This window comes from Rhizocola hellebori (genome assembly GCF_016862955.1).
GTDB lineage: Bacteria > Actinomycetota > Actinomycetes > Mycobacteriales > Micromonosporaceae > Rhizocola > Rhizocola hellebori.
In genome coordinates this window covers 237,372-256,622 of record NZ_BONY01000001.1, presented here as the reverse complement: position 1 = coordinate 256,622, position 19,251 = coordinate 237,372, and the positions used below count along the sequence as shown (strand labels likewise).

At 68.1% G+C, this 19,251-nt stretch carries 17 protein-coding genes; 8 read left to right on the top strand and 9 right to left on the bottom strand.

The genetic code is table 11. The features are described 5' to 3' along the window. Positions 1 to 22: 22 nt before the first annotated feature. Complete coding sequence (locus Rhe02_RS01135; RefSeq protein ID WP_239123162.1) at positions 23 to 1,675, top strand: glycoside hydrolase family 10-like protein; 1,653 nt, start codon at positions 23 to 25, stop codon at positions 1,673 to 1,675. Positions 1,676 to 1,722: 47 nt separating this feature from the next. Here the strand turns inward: Rhe02_RS01135 and Rhe02_RS01130 are convergent, their stop codons facing one another. Beyond that, complete coding sequence (locus Rhe02_RS01130) at positions 1,723 to 2,964, bottom strand: SGNH/GDSL hydrolase family protein (protein ID WP_203906088.1); 1,242 nt, start codon at positions 2,962 to 2,964, stop codon at positions 1,723 to 1,725. Positions 2,965 to 3,114: 150 nt separating this feature from the next. Beyond that, positions 3,115 to 3,453 carry a hypothetical protein gene (locus Rhe02_RS01125; RefSeq protein ID WP_203906087.1) on the bottom strand — a complete coding sequence of 113 codons (339 nt, stop codon included), beginning with the start codon at positions 3,451 to 3,453 and terminating at the stop codon, positions 3,115 to 3,117. A gap of 181 nt (positions 3,454 to 3,634) precedes the next feature. Between Rhe02_RS01125 and Rhe02_RS01120 the strand changes: the two genes are divergently transcribed. Next, positions 3,635 to 4,507: a hypothetical protein gene (locus Rhe02_RS01120; RefSeq protein ID WP_203906086.1), complete on the top strand. Its 873-nt coding sequence runs from the start codon at positions 3,635 to 3,637 to the stop codon at positions 4,505 to 4,507. Here Rhe02_RS01120 and Rhe02_RS01115 read toward each other — a convergent pair. Then, a complete protein-coding gene (locus Rhe02_RS01115) occupies positions 4,504 to 5,472 on the bottom strand; it encodes a helix-turn-helix domain-containing protein (protein ID WP_203906085.1) in 969 nt (322 codons plus the stop codon). The two genes, Rhe02_RS01120 and Rhe02_RS01115, sit on opposite strands and share 4 nt — an antisense overlap. 62 nt (positions 5,473 to 5,534) lie before the next feature. Continuing rightward, a complete protein-coding gene (locus Rhe02_RS01110; protein WP_203906084.1) occupies positions 5,535 to 8,381 on the bottom strand; it encodes an AfsR/SARP family transcriptional regulator in 2,847 nt (948 codons plus the stop codon). 91 nt (positions 8,382 to 8,472) lie between these two features. Between Rhe02_RS01110 and Rhe02_RS01105 the strand changes: the two genes are divergently transcribed. Next, positions 8,473 to 8,916 (top strand): hypothetical protein, encoded by a 444-nt coding sequence (locus Rhe02_RS01105; protein WP_203906083.1) that lies wholly within the window; start codon positions 8,473 to 8,475, stop codon positions 8,914 to 8,916. Between the two features lie 31 nt (positions 8,917 to 8,947). Then, entirely contained in the window at positions 8,948 to 9,475 is a 528-nt protein-coding gene (locus Rhe02_RS01100; protein WP_203906082.1) for a hypothetical protein, read from the top strand. A gap of 60 nt (positions 9,476 to 9,535) precedes the next feature. Here the strand turns inward: Rhe02_RS01100 and Rhe02_RS01095 are convergent, their stop codons facing one another. The 4 genes from Rhe02_RS01095 to Rhe02_RS01080 form a co-directional block, all read right to left on the bottom strand. After that, a complete protein-coding gene (locus Rhe02_RS01095; protein ID WP_203906081.1) occupies positions 9,536 to 10,594 on the bottom strand; it encodes a TFIIB-type zinc ribbon-containing protein in 1,059 nt (352 codons plus the stop codon). Continuing rightward, a complete protein-coding gene (locus Rhe02_RS01090; protein WP_239123159.1) occupies positions 10,591 to 11,646 on the bottom strand; it encodes an SPFH domain-containing protein in 1,056 nt (351 codons plus the stop codon). Before Rhe02_RS01090 ends, Rhe02_RS01095 begins: the two co-directional genes overlap by 4 nt. Positions 11,647 to 11,724: 78 nt before the next feature. Beyond that, complete coding sequence (locus Rhe02_RS01085; protein ID WP_203906079.1) at positions 11,725 to 12,873, bottom strand: hypothetical protein; 1,149 nt, start codon at positions 12,871 to 12,873, stop codon at positions 11,725 to 11,727. A 182-nt stretch (positions 12,874 to 13,055) separates the two neighbouring features. Then, complete coding sequence (locus tag Rhe02_RS01080; RefSeq protein WP_203906078.1) at positions 13,056 to 14,258, bottom strand: DUF8189 domain-containing protein; 1,203 nt, start codon at positions 14,256 to 14,258, stop codon at positions 13,056 to 13,058. Between the two features lie 244 nt (positions 14,259 to 14,502). On the opposite strand from Rhe02_RS01080, the gene Rhe02_RS01075 reads away from it, so the two are divergent. Genes Rhe02_RS01075 through Rhe02_RS01060 form a run of 4 tightly spaced genes read left to right on the top strand, consistent with a single transcriptional unit; the run spans position 14,503 to position 18,072 of the window. Further along, entirely contained in the window at positions 14,503 to 15,354 is an 852-nt protein-coding gene (locus Rhe02_RS01075) for a YndJ family protein (protein WP_239123157.1), read from the top strand. Between the two features lie 12 nt (positions 15,355 to 15,366). After that, on the top strand, positions 15,367 to 16,593 hold the full coding sequence (locus Rhe02_RS01070; RefSeq protein WP_203906077.1) for a DUF6745 domain-containing protein: 1,227 nt from the start codon (positions 15,367 to 15,369) through the stop codon (positions 16,591 to 16,593). A gap of 10 nt (positions 16,594 to 16,603) precedes the next feature. Then, on the top strand, positions 16,604 to 17,065 hold the full coding sequence (locus tag Rhe02_RS01065) for a DUF8820 family protein (protein ID WP_203906076.1): 462 nt from the start codon (positions 16,604 to 16,606) through the stop codon (positions 17,063 to 17,065). A 59-nt stretch (positions 17,066 to 17,124) separates the two neighbouring features. Continuing rightward, entirely contained in the window at positions 17,125 to 18,072 is a 948-nt protein-coding gene (locus Rhe02_RS01060; RefSeq protein WP_203906075.1) for an extracellular catalytic domain type 1 short-chain-length polyhydroxyalkanoate depolymerase, read from the top strand. Here Rhe02_RS01060 and Rhe02_RS01055 read toward each other — a convergent pair. Continuing rightward, entirely contained in the window at positions 18,069 to 19,100 is a 1,032-nt protein-coding gene (locus Rhe02_RS01055; protein WP_203906074.1) for a LacI family DNA-binding transcriptional regulator, read from the bottom strand. The genes Rhe02_RS01060 and Rhe02_RS01055 overlap by 4 nt on opposite strands. Positions 19,101 to 19,251 lie beyond the last annotated feature (151 nt).

Below are 19,251 nucleotides of genomic sequence, written 5' to 3'. Positions count from 1 at the left end.
GCTGTGTCAGTCTGTTTGCCTGATGCCAGGCACCCATGCAGCCAAATCTCGTTCGTGGCACGCCCATCCCGCCGCGATGCTGGGCATGGTCGTCCTGTTGGGCGCCGTTGTGGTGGCGGGGCTGGTGTTTGTCCCCCGATTCGTTGCCTCGCCCGCCAAACCCGCGACACCCGCTGACGCGCCCCGCATGCTGGCGGTCGCGCCGCCGGTGACCTGCGCCGGGCGGGTGGCCAGCGGGCAGCGGCAGCTGCGCGGTATGTGGCTGACCACGGTCAGCAACCGTGACTGGCCAAGCGTTCCGGGGCTGGACGAGCAGACCGTCAAGTCGGAATACCGGGGCTGGCTCGATTTGGCCCAGAAGCTGAACCACAACGCCATCTTCGTTCACGTGCGGCCCAGCGGTGACGCGTTCTGGCCGTCGAAATTCGCCCCATGGTCGCAATGGCTGACCGGCCGCACCGACGGGCAGTCGCCGGGCTGGGATCCGATGGCGTTCATGGTGGCCGAGACCCATGCCCGCAACATGGAATTCCACGCCTGGTTCAACCCGTACAAGGCGGGGCAGACCGGCACCATCGACGGCCTGGCCCCCAACCATCCGCTGCGCGCGCATCCTGACTGGGCGATCAGCTATCCGGTGGGCAGCAGTTCGGCACGGGTCTACTACAACCCCGGCATCCCGCAGGCCCGAAGCTTTGTGGCCGATTCGATCCTGGAGGCGGCGGCCAACTACGACATCGACGGTGTGCACTTCGACGACTTCTTCTACCCCTATCCGTCGGGCGAGCAGGATTTTCCCGACGAGGCGACGTTCGCCCAATACGGGGCGGGCGCGAGCCGCGGCGACTGGCGCAGGCAGAACGTCAACCTGTTCATCCAGGACGTCTCTACGCGGCTCAAGCAGCTCAAGCCCTGGGTCAAGTTCGGAGTCAGCCCGTTCGGCATCTGGCGCAACAACACGTCCGACCCACGCGGCTCGGCAACCCGTGGCCTGCAAAGCTACGACGACATCTACGCCGATACCCGGTGGTGGGTGAGCAAGGGCTGGCTCGACTACATCATTCCGCAGCTTTACTGGCACATCGGATTCGACGTGGCCAATTACGCCGTTCTGCTGCCATGGTGGTCTGCGGCTGTTTCGGGTACCAACGTGCAGCTCTACATTGGACAAGCCGACTACCGGATAGGCCAGAAAGGCGCCTGGGCCGACCCTGCCGAGATCGACCGCCAGCTCACTCTCAACCGGGAGCACCCGGTCAGCGGCAGCGTCCACTTCAGCGCCCGCCAGGTGAGAGACGACCAGCTCGGCGCGGTCACCCGATACCGCGACGCGCACTATGGAAGTCCAGCGCTCGTGCCGGTCATGGCCCACCTGCCCGGGGTCCGGCCCCGGCCGCCGATCGTCGAGCGGGCCGTTCGCGGCGATCGCGGTGCGGTCACCCTCAGCTGGCAGGCCGACGGCGACCTTCCCACGAGCCGTCACGCCGTCTACCGGGTGGATCTGGACAGCCAGGACCCGGCGCAGCTGATCGCCACCATGGCCGGTGCCCCCGGAACCCGCAGCTGGACCGACCAAACCGCGGCGCCCGGCCGTGCCTATGCCTACTGCGTCACGACTCTCGACCGGCTCTGGAACGAGAGCCCGGCCAGCCCCGACCAGCTAGCGCCGCTGTAGACCGGTGCTCCCCCGGGCCGAGGTGTTGCCGGCCCGGGGGACAGGCGTCAGCTGATCGTGATCACGCCGTTGGATCGGATGCAGGAGACGGTGCGGTTGGCGGTGGTGGCCGCCGCCGCGAGGCACTGGCCGAGCACGGCGTGCCCGGCGGCGTTGGGATGCCACGACTCCTGGCACGTCTGGAAATACGTGATGCAGGTGTCGGCGTAACGCTTGATGTCGAGCTTGTCCTTGCCGGACAGGCTGGTCAGGTGGACACCCGACGGGCCGTCCATCACCCGCACCGGCGTGGCCAGAGCCGACGCCGGGCTGGCCGAGACCTCACACAGCCGCGCGCCGTTGAAGGCCTGCTGAACGTTGAGGTAGACCAGATCGCGGCCCGGGAACTCCGCGGACATGGTGGCGTGCACCGACCGGACCAGGTTGCCCAGGTTGGTCGAGAACACGTGACCCGGCGGCATGCTGGCGCGGTGGATCGGGCAGCCCGCGGCATACCGCTCCGCACCCAGGTCGCGGAACTTGTCCCGGTTGTCCTCCCGGCCATCCTCACTGATCAAGGAGGCCAGCACGTCGGTGGGCAGCGGGTTGGTGTAGTCCTGGAAGACCACGCGATGCTGGCCGTCCGGGTCGATCTGGGCCAGGGTGGTGAGCACCTGCCGCACCGCGTTCGCGGTCTCCGCGGTGGCCGCCGTCACCTCGGCGGGGGTGGCCAGATCGTTGGCGGTGCAAGGGTTCTGGTTGATCGGGCCGTTGAGGTAGGCCCAGAACTCCCACCAGCCGGTCCAGGCGTCGGAGATGAAGCGGTTCGCGCATTCGGAGGCCACGTCGCCGAAGGTGAACGAGCTGTTGTTCGAGCCCAGCCCGATCAGTACCAGATCGATGTCGTGCGTCTGCGCGACCGCCCGCAGCTGGTCGAGCTGGGACTTCACATTGCGGCCGTTGGTCCTGCTGGCGGAGGCGCCGGCCATGTCGTAGGGCTGTCCACCGGAACATGCCAGATTGAAGCGGGCAGCGATCCCGGGCAGGCTGGCCTGCTGGATCGATGCGTTGGCGGAGCGATGACAGAAGAAGGGATTGCTGTTCGCGGCCGACCAGCCCGGGAAGCCTTGTGCCACACCGTTGATGTCGGCGACAGGCTGGTAGGCGCCAGCGCCCTCGCCGCTGACGAAGCTGTCGCCGAGCGCGACTGCGGCCGTGGGCAGGCTGGCCGACGCGGGAGTCGCCGCGACCGTCACCGCGGAGGTGACGGTCAGCAACGCCGCGACGAGAATAGGACGGAGTCTTAACATCCCCGCAGCATCGACCGGCGTGAGTCGTGGGCGCAACGCCTGTTCCGCCAGGCGTGAAAAATTCTTGCGTTTGCCTTCCTGGGGTTGACAGCCAGGTGGACGCCGCTGTGGCAGTGGCGGCGCCCACCGCGGTGCGGCAGGGCGCAGCGGCTAGCTGCAGTGAATGCCGAAGTCGCCGGGGCTGCCGGCTCGGTAGAAGCCGAAAAGCGTGCCTGAGCAGTAGAACGTGGCCCAGCCCTCCCCGCTGGCGACCGTCTCGTAGACGCCCGGTGACAGGTTGTGCTCCACACTCACCGGAAGCAGGATGTCGTTTCCGTTCACGCAGGCCCATAACCGGTAGCCGGTAATGTAACCGCCAGCCTGCTCATAGTGGCCGGCCTGGTAGACGCAGCCCTCCTTTCCCGCTTGGGCAGGGGAGGCGGCGATAAGGGTGCCGCTGGTTGCGAGAAGGACCGCGGCGCTCAGCGCGGCCAGCCTTCGTCTCATCATGTGTTCTCCTTCCACTTTGGAAGCAGAACTGTGCGCCGCATCCGGATGCGGCGGGAAGAGCAGCAACGGCCAATGGCCGCATCCGGTCTTGGCCAGCACAGGACATCGGCCGGATCCGGCCCGGCGCGGAGGGCGTCCCGCCCTGGCGTCGTCTTCCGGATGGCGCTTACTGTCTGCACTCATGAGGCGGTTCTTGACACTGCTGTTGCTCGCGGTCTGCACGGTGACCGCCACCCCGGCTGCCGTTGCCCACTCGGGCGAGTGCGCAATCGTGGAGCAGGTGTACGGGGTCGACCAGACCGGTGATCTGATCGTGCAGCCGTTCTGTATCAAGCCCGGTGAGAGCTACCTGCCCGCACGCACGCTGGCGTCGTTCGGGGCCAACGTGCCGCAGCAGCTGTTCTACGGCGGTCAGCTCCCCGACCTGACCGTGATCATCTATGGCGTGGGGGCCGACGGCACCCTGCGCTGGTACCGAGAAAATGGGAGCACCGGTCAGCTGGATCCCGGTGTGGCCGTGGGTTCGCAGTTCGGTGACTGGCGAAACTATCAGTACCTGCAGAGCGCCGGCGGCGGTGACCTTTCCGGCATCGACGCCGCGGGGCGCTTGTGGCGCTGGGTGCACCTGGGCTGGCAGGACGGCACTGACCAGTGGGCCGAGGGTGAGCCGCTGGAAGTCGGGTGCCCGGGCACCCGGCCGGTATTCACCGGGCGTAACGGACCGCAACGCTTCGTGGGCGTGGCGGTGGTAGGGCCGAGCTATCTCTACTGCGGGCACGACGGCCAAGCCCACCTCGCGAGCGTGCTGCCTGCTGGGGTCGACGCGATGACGATGGCTGTCGGCCCGGGCGTGAGCTATGCCCTCAGGCGATCCGACTCCCGGCTGACCCGGCTGACCCTCGACGTGGAGGCCAAGCCTCCGGTGTGGCGCACGGGGGCTGTGGGCCGGCCCGGGTTCGTCGCCATCTTCACAGGGCGGTCGATCGTCACCGATCAAACCAGCCCGATATACAGGTACGAGTGGCAGTGGACCTGGTACGAGGATTGTACCTAGTCGATCCAGCCTTCCCGGACGGCAACGACAGCGGCGGTGATGCGGTTGTCCACGCCCAGCGTCTCGAGCACCGCGGCCACATGCCGCCGGACCGTCCGCTCGCTGGTGCTCAGGTGCCGCGCGATCGCGGCGTCGGTCATGCCGGTCAGCATCAGGCGCAGCACCTGATCCGCCGCCTCGCTCAGCCGGCCCGGGCCGGACCTGTCCAGCGGGACGCTGCGCGCCCACAGCATCTCGAAATAGGACCGCAGCATCGCGACGATGACCGGTGCCCGGACCAGGGCCGCGCCCTCCATTCCGGTCGCGTCGAGGGGAAGGAGCGCGGCCCGTTCATCCACCAGCACCATCTTCACCGGAAGATCCGGCACCACCCGTTGCTGCCAGCCGCCTTCCCGGCAGCGCTGGACCATCTCGCCCGCGCCGGGCAGGTCGAGCACGGCCCGGGCGTGGATGTTGCGAAACTGCACGCCCCGGGCCAGCACATCGGCCGGGGGTAGCTTCACCGAACGCGGATCGGGCGGCCGCCGGAAGTGCGGTGTCTCCAAATTGGACACATCGCGTTGCGCCGACAGGCACAGCTCCACGGAAAGCGCGCCGATCTCGGCCGGATCGGAGAGCACCTGGATGGAGGGGAGTGCCTCCGCCGACTCGGCCCCGCCGGCCACATAGAGGCGCTGCAGCATCGCCATCTGATCACGGACCCGCACAATCATCTTGTGCTGCTCCAGAATCTGGCGCTGCGCAGTCAGCAGGGCGTTCTCCACCGCGCGGGCGGGATCGATCGGCACCACCACCGGCTCACCCACGTAGCGTTTGCGCACAAAGCCACGTTCGGTCAGTTCACGAAGCGCGGCCGACTCCTCCAGCTCCGGATCGTCGGCCAGGCGCAGGCTGCCCGCAGCCAGCACCTTCTGGTAAAGCTCCGCGGCGCGTTCCGGGATCAAGCCATCGAGAAGTCCACTCACGTCAATAGGCTAGCCCGCGTCAGGTCCACTCAGATCGGGCGGTTGGCGACGCCGCGAGCTGATCACAGGAGTTTCCGGATCCGGCCCCGGCGTTCGCTGTCCAGGGCACGCAGCGTGGCCGGATCGGGCCAGCTCTGCTCGAGAGCTGCCAGCCACGCCTGCAGCACTGGAGCGACGCGGTGGTTGAGCTGGCCGAACAGTTCGCAGGCGGCCAGCCAGTGGCCATGGGCCCGGCCGGGGTCGTGGGCGACGACCGCGGAGGCGAGCATGTCCAGCGCGGCCGCTGTGCGCACCGGGTCTCCGATGCGCCGGGCCAGCTGCAGCTGCTGCTCGGCGTGATGCTGGGCGGCAGCGGCGTCGCCCTGACGCAAGGCGACCTCGGTCAGGTTGTCGTTGCTGTGGCAGGCGTTGACCGCGTCCCCGACGCGTTCGGACAGAGCCAGCGCGTGGTGCAGCGTCTCGGTGGCCTCGTCGAGCCGGCCGAGGTCGATCAGGGCGCAGCCGAGGTTGACGTATGCCGTGGTGGCGTGGTCGGCCTGGCTGTAATCGGGGCACGACAGGGCTGTTCGCAGGTGATGGATGCCCGCTTCCGGGTCTGCCATGTTGATCGCCAGCCCGCCGAGGTTGACGTGAAACGCGGCGACGAGGCGGTCGTTGCCGGCCAGTGTCGCCAGCTCGAGAGCGCGAAGATAACGCGCCTGGGCGGCTGGATAGTCTCCGGTTTGCTTGTGCACCACCCCGAAGCCGTTTTCCATGTAGGCGCGGGCCTGCGGGTCGTCGAGCTCTTCCGCGGACGCCAGCCCCAGGCGCAGCGCCGCGCGCCATGGCGACCAACGCCGCCGGATGGTGAAGCAGACGAATAGATCGTTGACCAGGTTCCAGGCGCTGGCATGCCAGCCCCGGCCGTTGGCGATCGCTATGACGCCCAGGATGTTCTCGCATTCGGCGTCGAACCACTCCAGCACTTCGGTGCGGCTGTCAAAACACATGGCCTCGGCCGGCTCCCCCTGGAGCAGGACAGGTGCTTGTTTCACCCTTCCCGGCCCCAGCAGTGGGTACGCGTGGAAGATGGTGTGCGCGTAGAAGTCCACCAGGCGCAGCTGCGCATCGTGCAGCTGCGCCTCGGGCTCGTCCCGCAGAGCTTGTGAGCGGCAGTAGTGGCGCAGCAGGTCATGCATGCGGTAGCGGCCCGGTTCGCGCTCGGCGACCAGATGCGCGGCGCACAGATTGTCCAGCAGGCGGCGGGTCTGGCTGAGCGGGCCGCCCAGCACCGCGGCCGCGGCCGGCAGGCCGAACTCCTGCCCCGGCATCACCCCCAAGAGAAGGAAAAGACGCCTGGCCGGCGGCGCCAGCGCACGATAGGACAGGTCGAGCGCGGCCGTCACCAGCGCCTCGTCGCCTCTGTCCAGAATCGACAAGGGGCCTTCCGCCAGCTGCGCCACATATTTCGCGACGGTCAGCTGGGGGTGGACCGTGAGGTGCGCGGCGGCCACCCGCAAGGCCAGCGGCAAGCAGCAGCACAGCCGTGCCAGCTCGGCGACGTCGCCGAGGTCGGCTCGTTCGTCGCGGTGTGCCAGCGCGACCAACAGCAGATCGAGCGCCTCCGCTGGAGCCATCGGCTCAAGCGACAGCAGGCGCGCGCCGTCATGGGCCACCAGGCCGCGCAGCAGATGCCGGCTGGTCACCACGACAGCTGAGCCGGCCGCGCCCGGCAGCAGCGGTCTGACCTGCTGATCGCTGAAAGCGTTGTCGAGCACCACCAGCATTCGCTTGTCGGACATATGGGAGCGGTACAGCGCCGCGGCTTCGTCCATATCGGACGGTATGGCCGCCGGGTCGACTCCGAGCGCGCGCAGGAACCGTTGCAGCGCCTCGGCCGGGTCCAACGCCGGGCGCACCGGATCGAAGCCGTAAAGGTCGATGAAGAGCTGGCCATCGGGGAAGGCGCCGGCGGCCCGATGCGCCCAGCGCAACGCCAGCGCCGTCTTGCCCACCCCCGCGGTGCCCACTACCGCGCAAACGGGCGTGCCTGACAGCGCGCGCAGCATACTGGAGCTCAGAAAGTCGAGCTCTGCGGTGCGGCCACTGAACCCGCCCGGGCCGGCTGGCAGCTGGGCGGCGAGCGGGCGGCGAGACCGCGCCGGCGCGCCATCCGGCGGGGACCCGGCGAACCCGGCCGGCATCGGCTCGCCGCGCAGGATGGCGCGATGGATCTGCTGCAACCGCGGCATGGGATCGGTGCCCAGCTCCTCGGCCAGCCGTCGGTGCAGGGCCAGGTATTGTTCCAGCGCATCGGAGTTGCGGTCCAGCCCGTGGTAGGCGAGCATGAGCGCGGCCACTGGCGACTCGGCCAGCGGATGTTCGCCGACCGCTTCGGTGAGTGCCGCGACGACCGCGCCCGGGTTTCCCATCCGGGTTTCGGCCTGTGCCCATACCACCAGCGCGTCGAGGTGTTGCTGGCGCCAGGCGTCCGCGGTGCGGCGCGCCCACGAGCCGGACAGCCCAGCCAACGGCTGGCCCCGCCACAGACCCAGTGCCTGCCCGAGCAGGCCGGCCCGCAGACCTTCCGTGGCGGGCAGCCCCCGCGCCTGCTCGGTGAGCCGCCGGAAGCAGAGGAAGTCCACCGCGTCGGGCTCCACGTCCAGCAGGTATCCGCCGGAGCGGGACACCAGCTGCGCACCGGCGGTGTGCCGCAGCGCGGCGCGCAGCTGGCTCACATACACCCACAGCGCCTGGCGGACCCGCTGCGGTGGCTTGTCCCAGACCCGATCGATGAGCATGTCGACCTCGACCAGACGCCCGGCATCGACCGCGAGCGCGGCGAGCACACCACGCTGTCGTGGGGTGCCGAGGTGCACGGCGGTCCCTTGTGCCCACAGCTCCACCGGGCCGAGCAGACGGAGTTCCACCTTCACCATCCAATAACGACAGTCGTGCGGAACTGCCAGTTTAAGGATTCTGCAAGGTTTCGTACAACCATCACCCCGAATGCTGTGCGGCATGTGGAGATTACCCAAGCTACTGGGCGTGCTGGCGGCTTCGTTCACCATCGCCACCGTGCTCGGCGGCGCCCCGGCGCAGGCCGCCACCTCGCATCAGCTCATCTATCACTGGTCGGGCAGCAGGCCCGTCGCCGGTGAGGTCTGGTACAACGCCGGCAACCACAATCCCAGCGTCGGCCGCAACTCCTTCACGGTCAAGGATCGGATGTGTGGTGACGGCTGGGTGCCGCTCGCCCAATACGTGATCTACGACGCCTCGGCGGGCTACTGGGAGTTCAAGAGCGGCACCATCAACGGGGTGTCGTGCGGCGAGCGTTCCGAGTCGGCGTGGACCGGCAGCACCCAGACCGAACCGTTCAGCATCAAGTGGCGCGGCTGCAAACGATCGACCTCCAACGGGGCGGTCGAATGTGAAGGTTGGAAGTACGACGTCGCCAAATGATTCAGCCATCACAGTCCACAAAGGAGTGACCGTGAGAGCAATGTCTTTGGCCCGTGCCGCACTGGCCGGGCTCGCGATGGCAATGACCGTCCTGGTGGCGGCCACCCCGGCCTCCGCCGCGGTTCTCAAGCCCTTCGCGGAAACCTATGTCAAGGTAGCCCTCGACCCGAAGACCTACGTCACCACCTACGCGATCCTGGACTACGACGACGACATGTGCCAAGGATCGATGATGCAAGCGAAAGCGACGTGGTACATCGGTGAGGCCGACTCGTCGCGCGCCTACGTCACCAAAGTGGTGATCACGGCCTACACGACGTCGCGGGCCACCAACTGGCTCAGTGGGGCAAGCATCTACGACAACGCCGGCACGACGCTTTGGCACAATGCCTGGGAGCCGGGGGTGGAGTTCGGGCCCTACACCTGGGTCAACCGCACCCACTACATCAACAAGTGGATTGCGCTCGGTTCGGGTGCCCGGCTTTCCGAGCAGGTGGTCTTTGGCGCGGCAAATTGCTGGGGACCAAAGGACTTCCGGTACTACCTCAAGCGCGGCTGACCCAGGCGCGCGCTGACGGGCAGGGCGGCGGGCTCATCCGCCGCCCTGCCCCCGCGGCGGTCAGTTGCGGGTGAACAGGAAGACCAGCAGGCCGATCAGGGCCAGGCCGACGGTGATCGCGGCCGCAATCTTGGCCGTGCTGTAGGGCCGCTGGCCGGTGACGCTTCCCGACGAACCGTTGACGTAGACCTGCCAGCTCTTGCCCGCGTGCAGGTAACACACAATCCACACCGGCAGCAGCATCAGTTTGTAGGTGACATCGGTGTATTGGGTGTCCACATTGGAGACACGCTGGTGATCGCCGCCGATGTCCTGCTCGCAGTCCTCGTGGATGACCGCGGCCATCTGCTGCTTGGCCTGCTCCAGCGCCGCCTCCGGCTCGACCTCGTAGCGCAGCGTCTGGTGCCCGGAAAGGTACTCGGGCTGGTAGGGCTTGGCCTGCGGCAGTGGCCACGGCATGAGGTCGTGCAGGTGGTCGGAGTCCACGCGGCGGGTCGCGGGGACCAGCACGTCGTCGAAGCGGCGCGACACCGAGCCGCTGGCCGGCCGCCACCGGGTGCGCCGAACCTGGCGGGTCTGGGTCTGTGACTGGCCGTTGACCGTGGTGGTGTAGGACTCGGTGGCCCAGTAGTCGTCACCGCGCTGACCCGTGTAGTCGGAGGCGGTCTGGGAGTCGAGAGTCCAATGTGGAAGGTAGACGCTGCGGACCGACTCGGCGACCCCGACCTGGCGCAGACTCGACGGGGCGAACCAGCGGGTGGAAATCCACTGCCGCAACCGGTCGCGCACCGCGGCCTGATCCACGTCGAAGGGCACCACCGCCTCCGGCGCGATCTGGCCGATCGACTGCGCATCGCCGACCAGCGGGGTGGTGCAGAACGGGCAGCGCTCGGAAAGCGCGTCGCTTTCGGTCTGCGCCGCGCATTTGGGGCAGGAGAACAGCTGCGCCGCGGCGCGCTGCCGTGGCCGAAGGTCGGTGAAGCTGTGCTCGGCGACCTGTCGCTGCACCGCCACGATGGCCTGCTGCGAGCCGCAGTACGGGCACGACAGCGCATCCGTTCCGGGAAGGTGCTCGACCCGTGCGCCGCAGCTGGCGCACGGAAACGAGGTGGTCGTCACGGCAGCGGCGGGGGAGTGGTGGCCAGGACACTGGCGAGCTCGGGGATCTGCCCGGCGGGCAGCCAGCCGCTCATGCCGGCCTTCCAGACCAGCGTTTCGGCGCTCAGCGAGCCGCTGCCGGCCCGTGCGCGCAGGGCGTCGAGGTCGAATGGGCCTAGCCTGTTGCCGTCGGCGCCGACAAACCATTGGCCGGGCAGCGGTGGCGGCGACGTCAACGCGGCGTTTGCCCGTTGCGCTGCGGCGATGCCCAGACCCAGGCCGATGCCGTCGGCCGCTGCCCCGCCGGGGTTGTCGGCGGCGTCGCGCACCGCATCGGCGGTTTGCATTTGGGTGTACCGGTCGAGGTTGCCGATGATGCCCGACTTGCTGCGGCTGTCTATGGCCTGCTCGACCTCGGGCGGCAGGGAGATGTTCTCGATGACGAACTTGGCGATCTGGATGCCCAGGTCGGCAAGCTCGCCGTTGAGCGCGGCCGCGACCTGGTCGCCGACACCGATCTGGTGCGCGGCGAGGTCGAGCATCGGCACACCCGCGCTGGCCAGGGCTGCGCCCATCCGGCCCACGATGGCCTGGCGCAGGAACTCTTCGACCTCCTGGGTGCGAAACTGCGGATCCGTCCCCGCCAGCTGGGTCAACAGCTTGGGGGCGTCGACGACCCGGGCGGCATAGGTGCCGAACGCCCGCAGCCGGACCATTCCAAATTCTTGATCACGCACGATGACCGGGTTTTGAGTGCCCCATTTCATGTCCGTGAACAGCCGCGTGTTGACGAAATAGACCTCGGCTTTGAAGGGCGAGTCGAAGCCGTGCTTCCAGCCCTTGAGGGTCGACAGGAGGGGCACGTTCTGGGTCTGCAGAGTGTAGGTGCCCGGACCGAAGGTGTCGGCGATCTGGCCCTCATTGACGAAGACCGCGGTCTGCGACTCGCGCACCACCAGGCGGGCGCCCATCTTGATCTCGTTGTCGTGCCGGGGGAACCGCCAGACGATCGTGTCGCGGCTATCATCGAGCCACTCGATGATATCGACCAGTTCGCCCCGAATCTTATCCATCAAGCCCATCGCGCGCCTCCACCGGCCCCGAATTGCGTCGTCGAGACGGTAACAGCACCTGTCCAGCGCCGCTCGTCATCAGCTGCCGCAGGCGTAGCCCTCGGTGCCGTTGGTGTCGAGGCTGACCCCGGCCACGGTGACCGTCACATGCCACTCGACGGTGCCCTGGAGGGGATCCGGGGCGGCACCGGCATCGAACGTGGTCTGCCCGCTGAAGAGTGTGCTGCCCGAGCCGTTGAGCCCGAACGAGTTCAGGGGGCTGCCCTGACCTGCCCGGCCCTGCGGGTCGGTGCCCGAGTCGGCGTTGGCCAGGCTCGCCGTCAGGGTGACGGTGACCTGCCACACGCCCTCCTGGTTGGTGCAGGTCGTGTTGGCGGAGCCGGTCAGGCGAGGTGGTGGCGGCGGCGGGGTGGTGACGGTGGGCTGAGGGCCCTGCGTCGTGGTGGTGGGTTTCGGCGTGGTGCTGACCGTCGGTTTGACGTTGGAACTGGGCAAGCCCGGGCCGAGCGGGAACTCGGTCGCCTGCGGGGCCGCCGGTGTCTGGGAGCCGGGGGCGGGGCTTGCCGCGCAGCACGCTTGGCGGTTGCCCGGCGGCGGGGCGGCGACCTCGTCCCCGTCGACGAAAACGGCGATGGCGCCGGCGCCCAGCGCCAGGACCCCGAGGGCCACCAGGCCAATCATCACCAGCGACGACCAGTTGGTGCGCCCGTCACGGTCGCGAGCAGATCCCTTGGACCGCAGGCGTTTCGGCGTGTATTTAGCGTCGGCGTCGTCGGGGGTCCCGTGGCGGTGCACGCCGCGCCACCCGCCGTCGCTTCGCTGCTGGACGGCTTGGGCGAGGGCGCCTTCGGCATATCGCTGTTGCTCATCCGGTACCCACAAAACAGATGTCGGATCGAAGGACGTTCCTCCAGCCTCCAGCCGCTCCCGGGCCCACAGCCACAGCTCAACGGTTTGGTCGTCGCAGCCGACCGCCCACAGCAGCTGGACAAGCAGATCCTCGCTGGGCAAAGCGTTGCCGCGCAGCGTAGCCGTGACGCTGCCCTCAGGAACGTAACCGCCGTAGGCCCTTACCCGGTGCTCAATGTCGGCTACGGAGAGCTGCGACCATCGGAGCTGCACCTCGAGCTCGGCGAGGAACTCCGTGCTGGTCTGGGCGACAGTGGGATCGGGAGGGGCGTCGACCTCCCAATATTCCTGTGCCGGGCTCTCTTGGTGTGAAGGCAACGCATCCCTCTCCGCAAGCTTTGCCCGCTGAGGATACAGCGATGTCGAATTCTTCACCAAGCGGTCAAACAATCCGTCCTATCGCGACTCACCGTCCGGTGACCGTTGCCTCGCTTAGCGTCACCGGCACGCGATGGCGGCCTGCTCGCGAATCCGCGAGCAGGCCGAACGGCGCGCCGAGGTCAGCCCTGCGGCGGTCCGTTTATGTTGAAGAACGACGTGAATCCGCCCACCGTATTGAGCTGGATCCTGCTGCTGATCCCGTTCTCACGGGTACGGGTGATGAACTGATCGACCACGGTGCGGCCATTGATCGCGCCGCCTCCGCTGGCGGAGATGTTGCCGGTCAGAACGCCGCCGAGGTTGATGTAGCCACCGAACCTGGTCGAGCCCGGCGGACGCCGGTTGAGGTAGACCGCGTTGGTGGTGCCGCGCACGTGCAGGTGCAGGCCGAAGTCGGAGGGGGTGGACACGGCGATGTCGCCGACCACCTTCCCGCCCAGGCTGACCCAGCCGGGGCTGTTGAAGTTCCAGGTGAACGCGGCCCTGCTGGCCGCGTCGACCACGAACACCTCGTTGCCCTGGAAGTTGGTCAGGGCATTCTGACCGGACAGGCTCGGGTTGCTGCCCGCGATCAGGTTGCCCAGCGGTGTCCAGCCGGACACCACCCCGTTGACGTTGTTCAGCACCATGGCGTACAGACGGTTGTCCCCGCCGCGTACCACCAGCCGGATGTCCGGCGGGAACCCCAGCGGGCCGATGATGGCCGCCGAGATCTCACTGGTGATGAAGCCGCCGAGGCTGACCCAGCCCTGCGGATCCCCATTGACCAGCAGATTGGTGTAGACCGCTCCGTCGTCCTGGCCGCGGGCGAAGATGCGGATCATCGGTGGCAGCGAACCCTGCGGCGGAATCCGGACCGCGGCGATCTCGCTGGAGATCAGCAGCCCGGGGATCGTGCTGAAGCCGGTCGGGAAAGCATAGGAAACCACCAGGTTGGTGACTGGCACGTTGCCGACGGAACGGGCGAACACCTGCGCGCCCTGCGGTGCGATAGCAGCCGTCGGGTCGCCGATGATCTGTCCGCCGATGGAGAAGAAGTCGCTGTAGGCGTTGTCCGCAGGGACTCCGCGGCTGAACAGGATGCTGTTGTCCAGCCCCCGGTTGATCAGGAACAATCCCGACGGATCGATCAGTGGCGTGCTGAAAGCCGTGACGTCACTGGGCAGCGGCGGCGCGGCCGCGACCGCCGGAGCGGCCGGAGCGGCGAGCCCGACGGCCGAAGCCAAGGCCACCGCGGTCAGCGTGCGCACCAGCGCCCGCCGAAACCGCAGCGGCCCGGCTGTCCCGGCCGCGGGATGGACTGACTGTGCGAGGTCGTGCATCGTTTGCCTCCACATGGGTGAATGCGATGCTCAAGGGGTGAGCTAGGCGATGCTAGGCAGCCGCGACATCGGCAAACATCAGCAAAACTACGGCACGGACTACGGCACCCAATTACGTCCACAATGGACAGACGAGCCGCTGTGATCTGCGATCCACGGGCTTGACAATTTATTGAGCGGTCGCTTAACTCGGATTTGGGTTTAAGCGATCGCTCAAGAAATTGGGCGACGGAGATCGGGGGCGATGATGGGGCACGGGCTGGCGCCGTGGGCGCATATGGTGCTCAATGCCGTGGTGGCGTTGGGAATGCTCGCGATCGTTCCGCTGGGGTTGAAGCTGACCGGCCGGTTCTCGTGGTGGTGGTATGCGGCGGCGGTGCCCGGAGCGGTGGCGCTGTGGCTGCCGCGCGGCGGGTTCTCCGCCACGCTCGCCGTCGGCTATGCGATCGGCACGGTGTGCCTTATCTGGCTGGTGCCGCGGGTGTTCACCATTGCCAATGTGGCCACCGCGACGGCGTATGGCTGCCTGAGCGTGGCGAGCTTCTCCTTGGTGGCGGAGCGGTCGGGGTACCACATGATGGGTTTTGAACTCGATGTTCTGAGCTTGACGGTGGCCCACTTTCACTATGCCGGTTTCGCCGCCGCGCTGATCGCCGGGCTGCTGACGACGGCGTCGGAAAATCCTTGGGGGACAGCCGCATCGCTGTCCGTCCCGGTCGGGACGGCGGTCGTGCTGGTGGGATATTTCCTCGGCGATGCGGTGGAGCTGGCCGGTGCTGTGATTCTGACGGCGGGCATGTGGATGGTGGCATGGCTGATCTGGCGGCAGTTGCGGATAGTGCTGCCAGCATTGCTCCTGGGCGGCACCATGCTGCTGGCCGTCGACTGGGCCGCCGGTCACGTCTTCGCGGTGCCGCACCTCTCGGTGAGCTGGATGGTGGCCACGCACGGTCTGGCCAACGCGATCGGATTCGCGCTGTGCACGCTGCTGGCTTTGCGCAAAGCGCTTCAGCTGGGCGTGAGCCGTCCGCACTTGCCAGCGGGGCCGATGGTGTGTCACGCTTTTCAGCATGTTGAGCCGGGAAAGGGGCGTTGACGCCCCAGCGCGGTGAACGCGCGCAAGCGGAGGGTCGAGATCCTCCGCGATTCCTCAGTCGCTCTGGCACGATGGCAGCAGGCAATCCGGTTACGAGCCGAGTGGCTCAGCCATGGCCTGTCCTGCGAACCGGCCGAGCGAGACGCCGCCCAGGCGGCGATCACCAAGCTCTATGCGCTGATCGACGCGAAACCACCGGAATTCGTCTGGGTCGACTCCCCGGCGAAAGCCTATGAGCTGCTTGCCGGGCGGGCCGATGCGCCGATCGACCTAACCAGTCCTATGTGGACACAATCCGATATGCAGCCGGTGGCGATAAGGCTTGCCTCGCTTCAGGGTCAGCTGCGCCATCGGCTGGAGCAACGCACCGGCAGCTCACTGGACCCGCCGTGGAGCGCCACCGGTTCGTCGGCGCTGGCCCGCGACCATCCCGAGGAGGCGCTGCGAACGGGGGTGCGCCTCCCCGAGGTCCTGGACGTGGGGGTGCTCGACGCGCTGCGACTGTCGTTAAGGGACGGTCTGGCGGTGCCCCTGCGCGCGAAACTGGGCCGCGGCTCCAACCTGCTCGGCTGGCGGGGACAGCATGATGCGCCGTGGGTGGCCCATTTCGACATCCGGCGGCGGCTGGGAATGGCGTTGCTGGGCCCGGAAGAGGCCGCGCAGCTGGAGATGTGGGCGCAGATCGTGCGCTCGTGCGGGTGGTGGTGGCCGTTGGCCGACATCTGCGTGGTGGCAGAGCGCACCAGCGCGGTGTCGGTCGAGACGTCCGCCGCCAGCCGCCACGGCGAAGTCCGGCTGCACAACGCGACCGGGCCGGCGGTGCGCTTTGCCGACGGCTGGGCCCTGCACGCGTGGCACGGCACGGTGGTCCCGGCCTGGGTCATCGAAGACCCTGCTGTGGAAAGGATTCTGGCCGAGCGAAACGTGGAGGTGCGCCGCTGCGCCATCGAGCGGATCGGATGGCAGGCCTACCTGGACAGGGCCGGGCTGGACCTCATCGCGGCCGCGCCGGACCCGGGCAATCCCGGCTGCGACCTTCGCCTCTACGACCTGCCGCCCCAGCTGTGGGGGACACCGGCCCGGCTGCTGCTGGCGGTCAACGGCTCGGTCGAACGCGACGGACACCGGCGGCGCTACGGGCTGACCGTGCCGGCCGACCTCGACGATCCGGTTGCCGCCGCGGGCTGGTCCTACGGCCTTACCGCTCACCAATACCGCCAACTCCTGCGACGTACCTGAAGGTGATGCCATGACAACGATTACGCTCGCCGAGCTGACCGCACTCAGCGGCCGCGACGTGCTTGACCATCTGGAGCTCGAGGCCGCCATCCCGGTGGTGAATGGTCTTCAAGCCCAAGGAGACCTGATCGTCATCCCGCACGCGATGGTCGAGCAGACCGCCGTGATTGGCTTCAGGACCTGGCGCAAGGTTCCACCGTCCGGAGTGGAACTGCTGCGCTCGGCCAGCGGCGGCAACCCGCACACCCTGGTCGCCGACCCGTACACCTGCGAGTGGTTGCCCTGGCCCTGGGACCCGACCGGGCTGGCGATCGCGGCGCTGCGCAACACCAGCACCGTCTATCTGATCCATCGTGAGCACGGCGCCACCGGGATAGCCCCCGGAACGTGGGTGGTGCGCCGTCAGCGGGAGCGCAGCACGGCCGGCAACAGCTGGTCGTCCTCGCGACGCGACGTTCTGGTCGCCGACTGAATTTCGGCGACTGGGAACAGATTCGACACGCTGGCACCGTGTCGGGCAGTATCAAGGCCATGGGCTTGAGACGACTTCTGGTCGCATCGCTGATCGTGCTGCTGCCGGCGGCCTGCACCAGCCCGGCCAAACGTGACGACGCCGCCCCGGCGACCACGCCGGGTGGCGTCGTCGCAACCACGCCGGTGACCGTCGGCGCGGCCGTGTCGGTCAAGCTCGACGACCGGCCGTTTCAGCTTTACGTGCCCAACTCCTACACCGCCACCGCCAAAATGCCGCTGGTGGTGCTGCTGCACGGGTTCCAGTCCAGCGCGGCCCAGCAGGAGCGCTACTTCAAGCTCACCGCCGAGGCTGAACGTCGCGGGTTCCTCTACGCCATGCCCGACGGCAGCCAGAACAGGAACGGTAACCGGTTCTGGAACGCCACCGCGGCGTGTTGCGATTTCGGCGGGATCGGTGTGGACGACTCGGGATACCTGAGCCGGCTGATCGATACGGTCAAATCGTCGTACTCGGTCGACCCCCGGCGTGTCTACTTTGTTGGCCATTCGAACGGCGGCTTCATGGCGTACCGGATGGCCTGTGAGCACGCCACGCAGATCACCGCGATCGTCTCGCTGGCGGGTGCGGCCACCAACGATGCCGCACAGTGCAAACCGGCCCGGCCGGTGAGCGTGCTGCAGATCCATGGCAGCGCCGACAGCACGATCCGCTACGAGGGCGGCCTGAACGTCGGTCAGCCCTACCCCTCGGCGGCGCAGACGCTGGCCTCCTGGCGGGGCCATGACGGCTGCGCCGACACCGCCGACACCTCGGCCGCCCCCATCGACCTGGACGCCGGGTTGTCCGGTGCGGAGACCGCGGTGACGACCTACCGGTCGGGGTGCCGCGACGCGACCGTCGTGCAGCTGTGGTCCATCAAGGACGGCCGCCATGTCCCGTCGCTGAGCGCCGCATTTGCCCCCGCCGTGATGGACTTCCTGCTCGCCCAGGTGTCACCGGCCTAGCGGCTCGCCTTACGTTTGACCGCCACGGTCGACTGGCGTACCACCAGATGCGGCTGGAAGACCACGTGGCGGTGGCCATGGCGCTCGGCGTCCTCGGCCTCTTCCAGCAGCAGCTGCGCCGCGGTGCGGCCCAGCTGCTCACGCGGCTGGTGCACCGAGGTCAGCGGCACCGCGGCGGTCGCGGCGAAGTCGATGTCGTCGTAACCGATCAGGGCGATGTCGTGGGGCACGCGTAACCCGTTGGTGGTCAGCCCCTGCAACACCCCCAGCGCCAGCAGATCGTTGGCGCAGAAGATAGCGGTCGGGCGTTTGGCGGCGGGCAGGGCACAGATCGCCTCGGCCGCCTCCCGGCCGGCCACCGCCGACAGCGAGGCGGTCTCCACCACCTGCAGGTCGATGCCGCCCACCTCGGCCAGCGCGGCGAGCGCCCCGGCATGCCTATCGGCCACCTGCGGGATGGTGAACGGCCCGCCCACGAAAGCGATTCTGCGGTGTCCGCACTCGGCCAGATGCTGCCCGGCGAGCCGGCCGCCGAGCACGTCGTCGACCGCCACCGAGCAGCGGTTGTTCTGGCCGGAGCCGCGGTCGACCAGCACCACCGGGATGCCGCGCTCGATGAGGCGCTCCAGCTGTTTGTGGTGCCCGGCGCCCACCGGCGTGATGAGCAGGCCTTGGACGCGCTGTTCCTCCAGCAGGGCCAGATGGTGTCTTTCCCGGGCCGGGTCCTCGCCGCTGTTGCAGACCACGAGCATGCCCCCGGCCTGGGCCACCACCTCCTCGGCGCCCTGCACGACATCGGTGAAGAACGGGTTGGAGACGTCCAGCACCACGATGGCCACTGTCCTGCTGCGCCCGGCCCGCAGGTGGCGCGCCGAGTCGTTGCGCACATAACCCAGCTCTTTGATGGCGTCGAGCACGCGCTGGCGGGTCTGCGAGGAGACCGCCTGCGGACGGTTGAGCACGTTGCTCACCGTGCCCACGGAGACGCCCGCGCGCAGCGCGACCTCCTTGATGCCGGTCTCGGCCATGCCCCTCACCCCCACCCGCAGTGATCCTACAGGATCGATGAAACGACTCAATCCCCACATCGGCGCTGGCATCCCCGATCGTCAGGGCGTCGATGGACCAGGATAGCGGGTCTGCGTTGAATGGAATCAAAATCCCTCGCTTGCGGATCTC

Excerpts from the sequence above, each read along its gene's own strand:
- Rhe02_RS01075 (WP_239123157.1), top strand. The coding sequence starts at position 14,503 with ATGATGGGGCACGGGCTGGCGCCGTGGGCGCATATGGTGCTCAATGCC.
- Rhe02_RS01065 (WP_203906076.1), top strand. The coding sequence starts at position 16,604 with ATGACAACGATTACGCTCGCCGAGCTGACCGCACTCAGCGGCCGCGAC.
- Rhe02_RS01125 (WP_203906087.1), bottom strand. The coding sequence starts at position 3,453 with ATGATGAGACGAAGGCTGGCCGCGCTGAGCGCCGCGGTCCTTCTCGCA.
- Rhe02_RS01080 (WP_203906078.1), bottom strand. The coding sequence starts at position 14,258 with ATGCACGACCTCGCACAGTCAGTCCATCCCGCGGCCGGGACAGCCGGG.
- Rhe02_RS01105 (WP_203906083.1), top strand. The coding sequence starts at position 8,473 with ATGTGGAGATTACCCAAGCTACTGGGCGTGCTGGCGGCTTCGTTCACC.
- Rhe02_RS01120 (WP_203906086.1), top strand. The coding sequence starts at position 3,635 with ATGAGGCGGTTCTTGACACTGCTGTTGCTCGCGGTCTGCACGGTGACC.
- Rhe02_RS01130 (WP_203906088.1), bottom strand. The coding sequence starts at position 2,964 with ATGTTAAGACTCCGTCCTATTCTCGTCGCGGCGTTGCTGACCGTCACC.
- Rhe02_RS01055 (WP_203906074.1), bottom strand. The coding sequence starts at position 19,100 with ATGGCCGAGACCGGCATCAAGGAGGTCGCGCTGCGCGCGGGCGTCTCC.
- Rhe02_RS01060 (WP_203906075.1), top strand. The coding sequence starts at position 17,125 with ATGGGCTTGAGACGACTTCTGGTCGCATCGCTGATCGTGCTGCTGCCG.
- Rhe02_RS01135 (WP_239123162.1), top strand. The coding sequence starts at position 23 with ATGCCAGGCACCCATGCAGCCAAATCTCGTTCGTGGCACGCCCATCCC.
- Rhe02_RS01090 (WP_239123159.1), bottom strand. The coding sequence starts at position 11,646 with ATGGATAAGATTCGGGGCGAACTGGTCGATATCATCGAGTGGCTCGAT.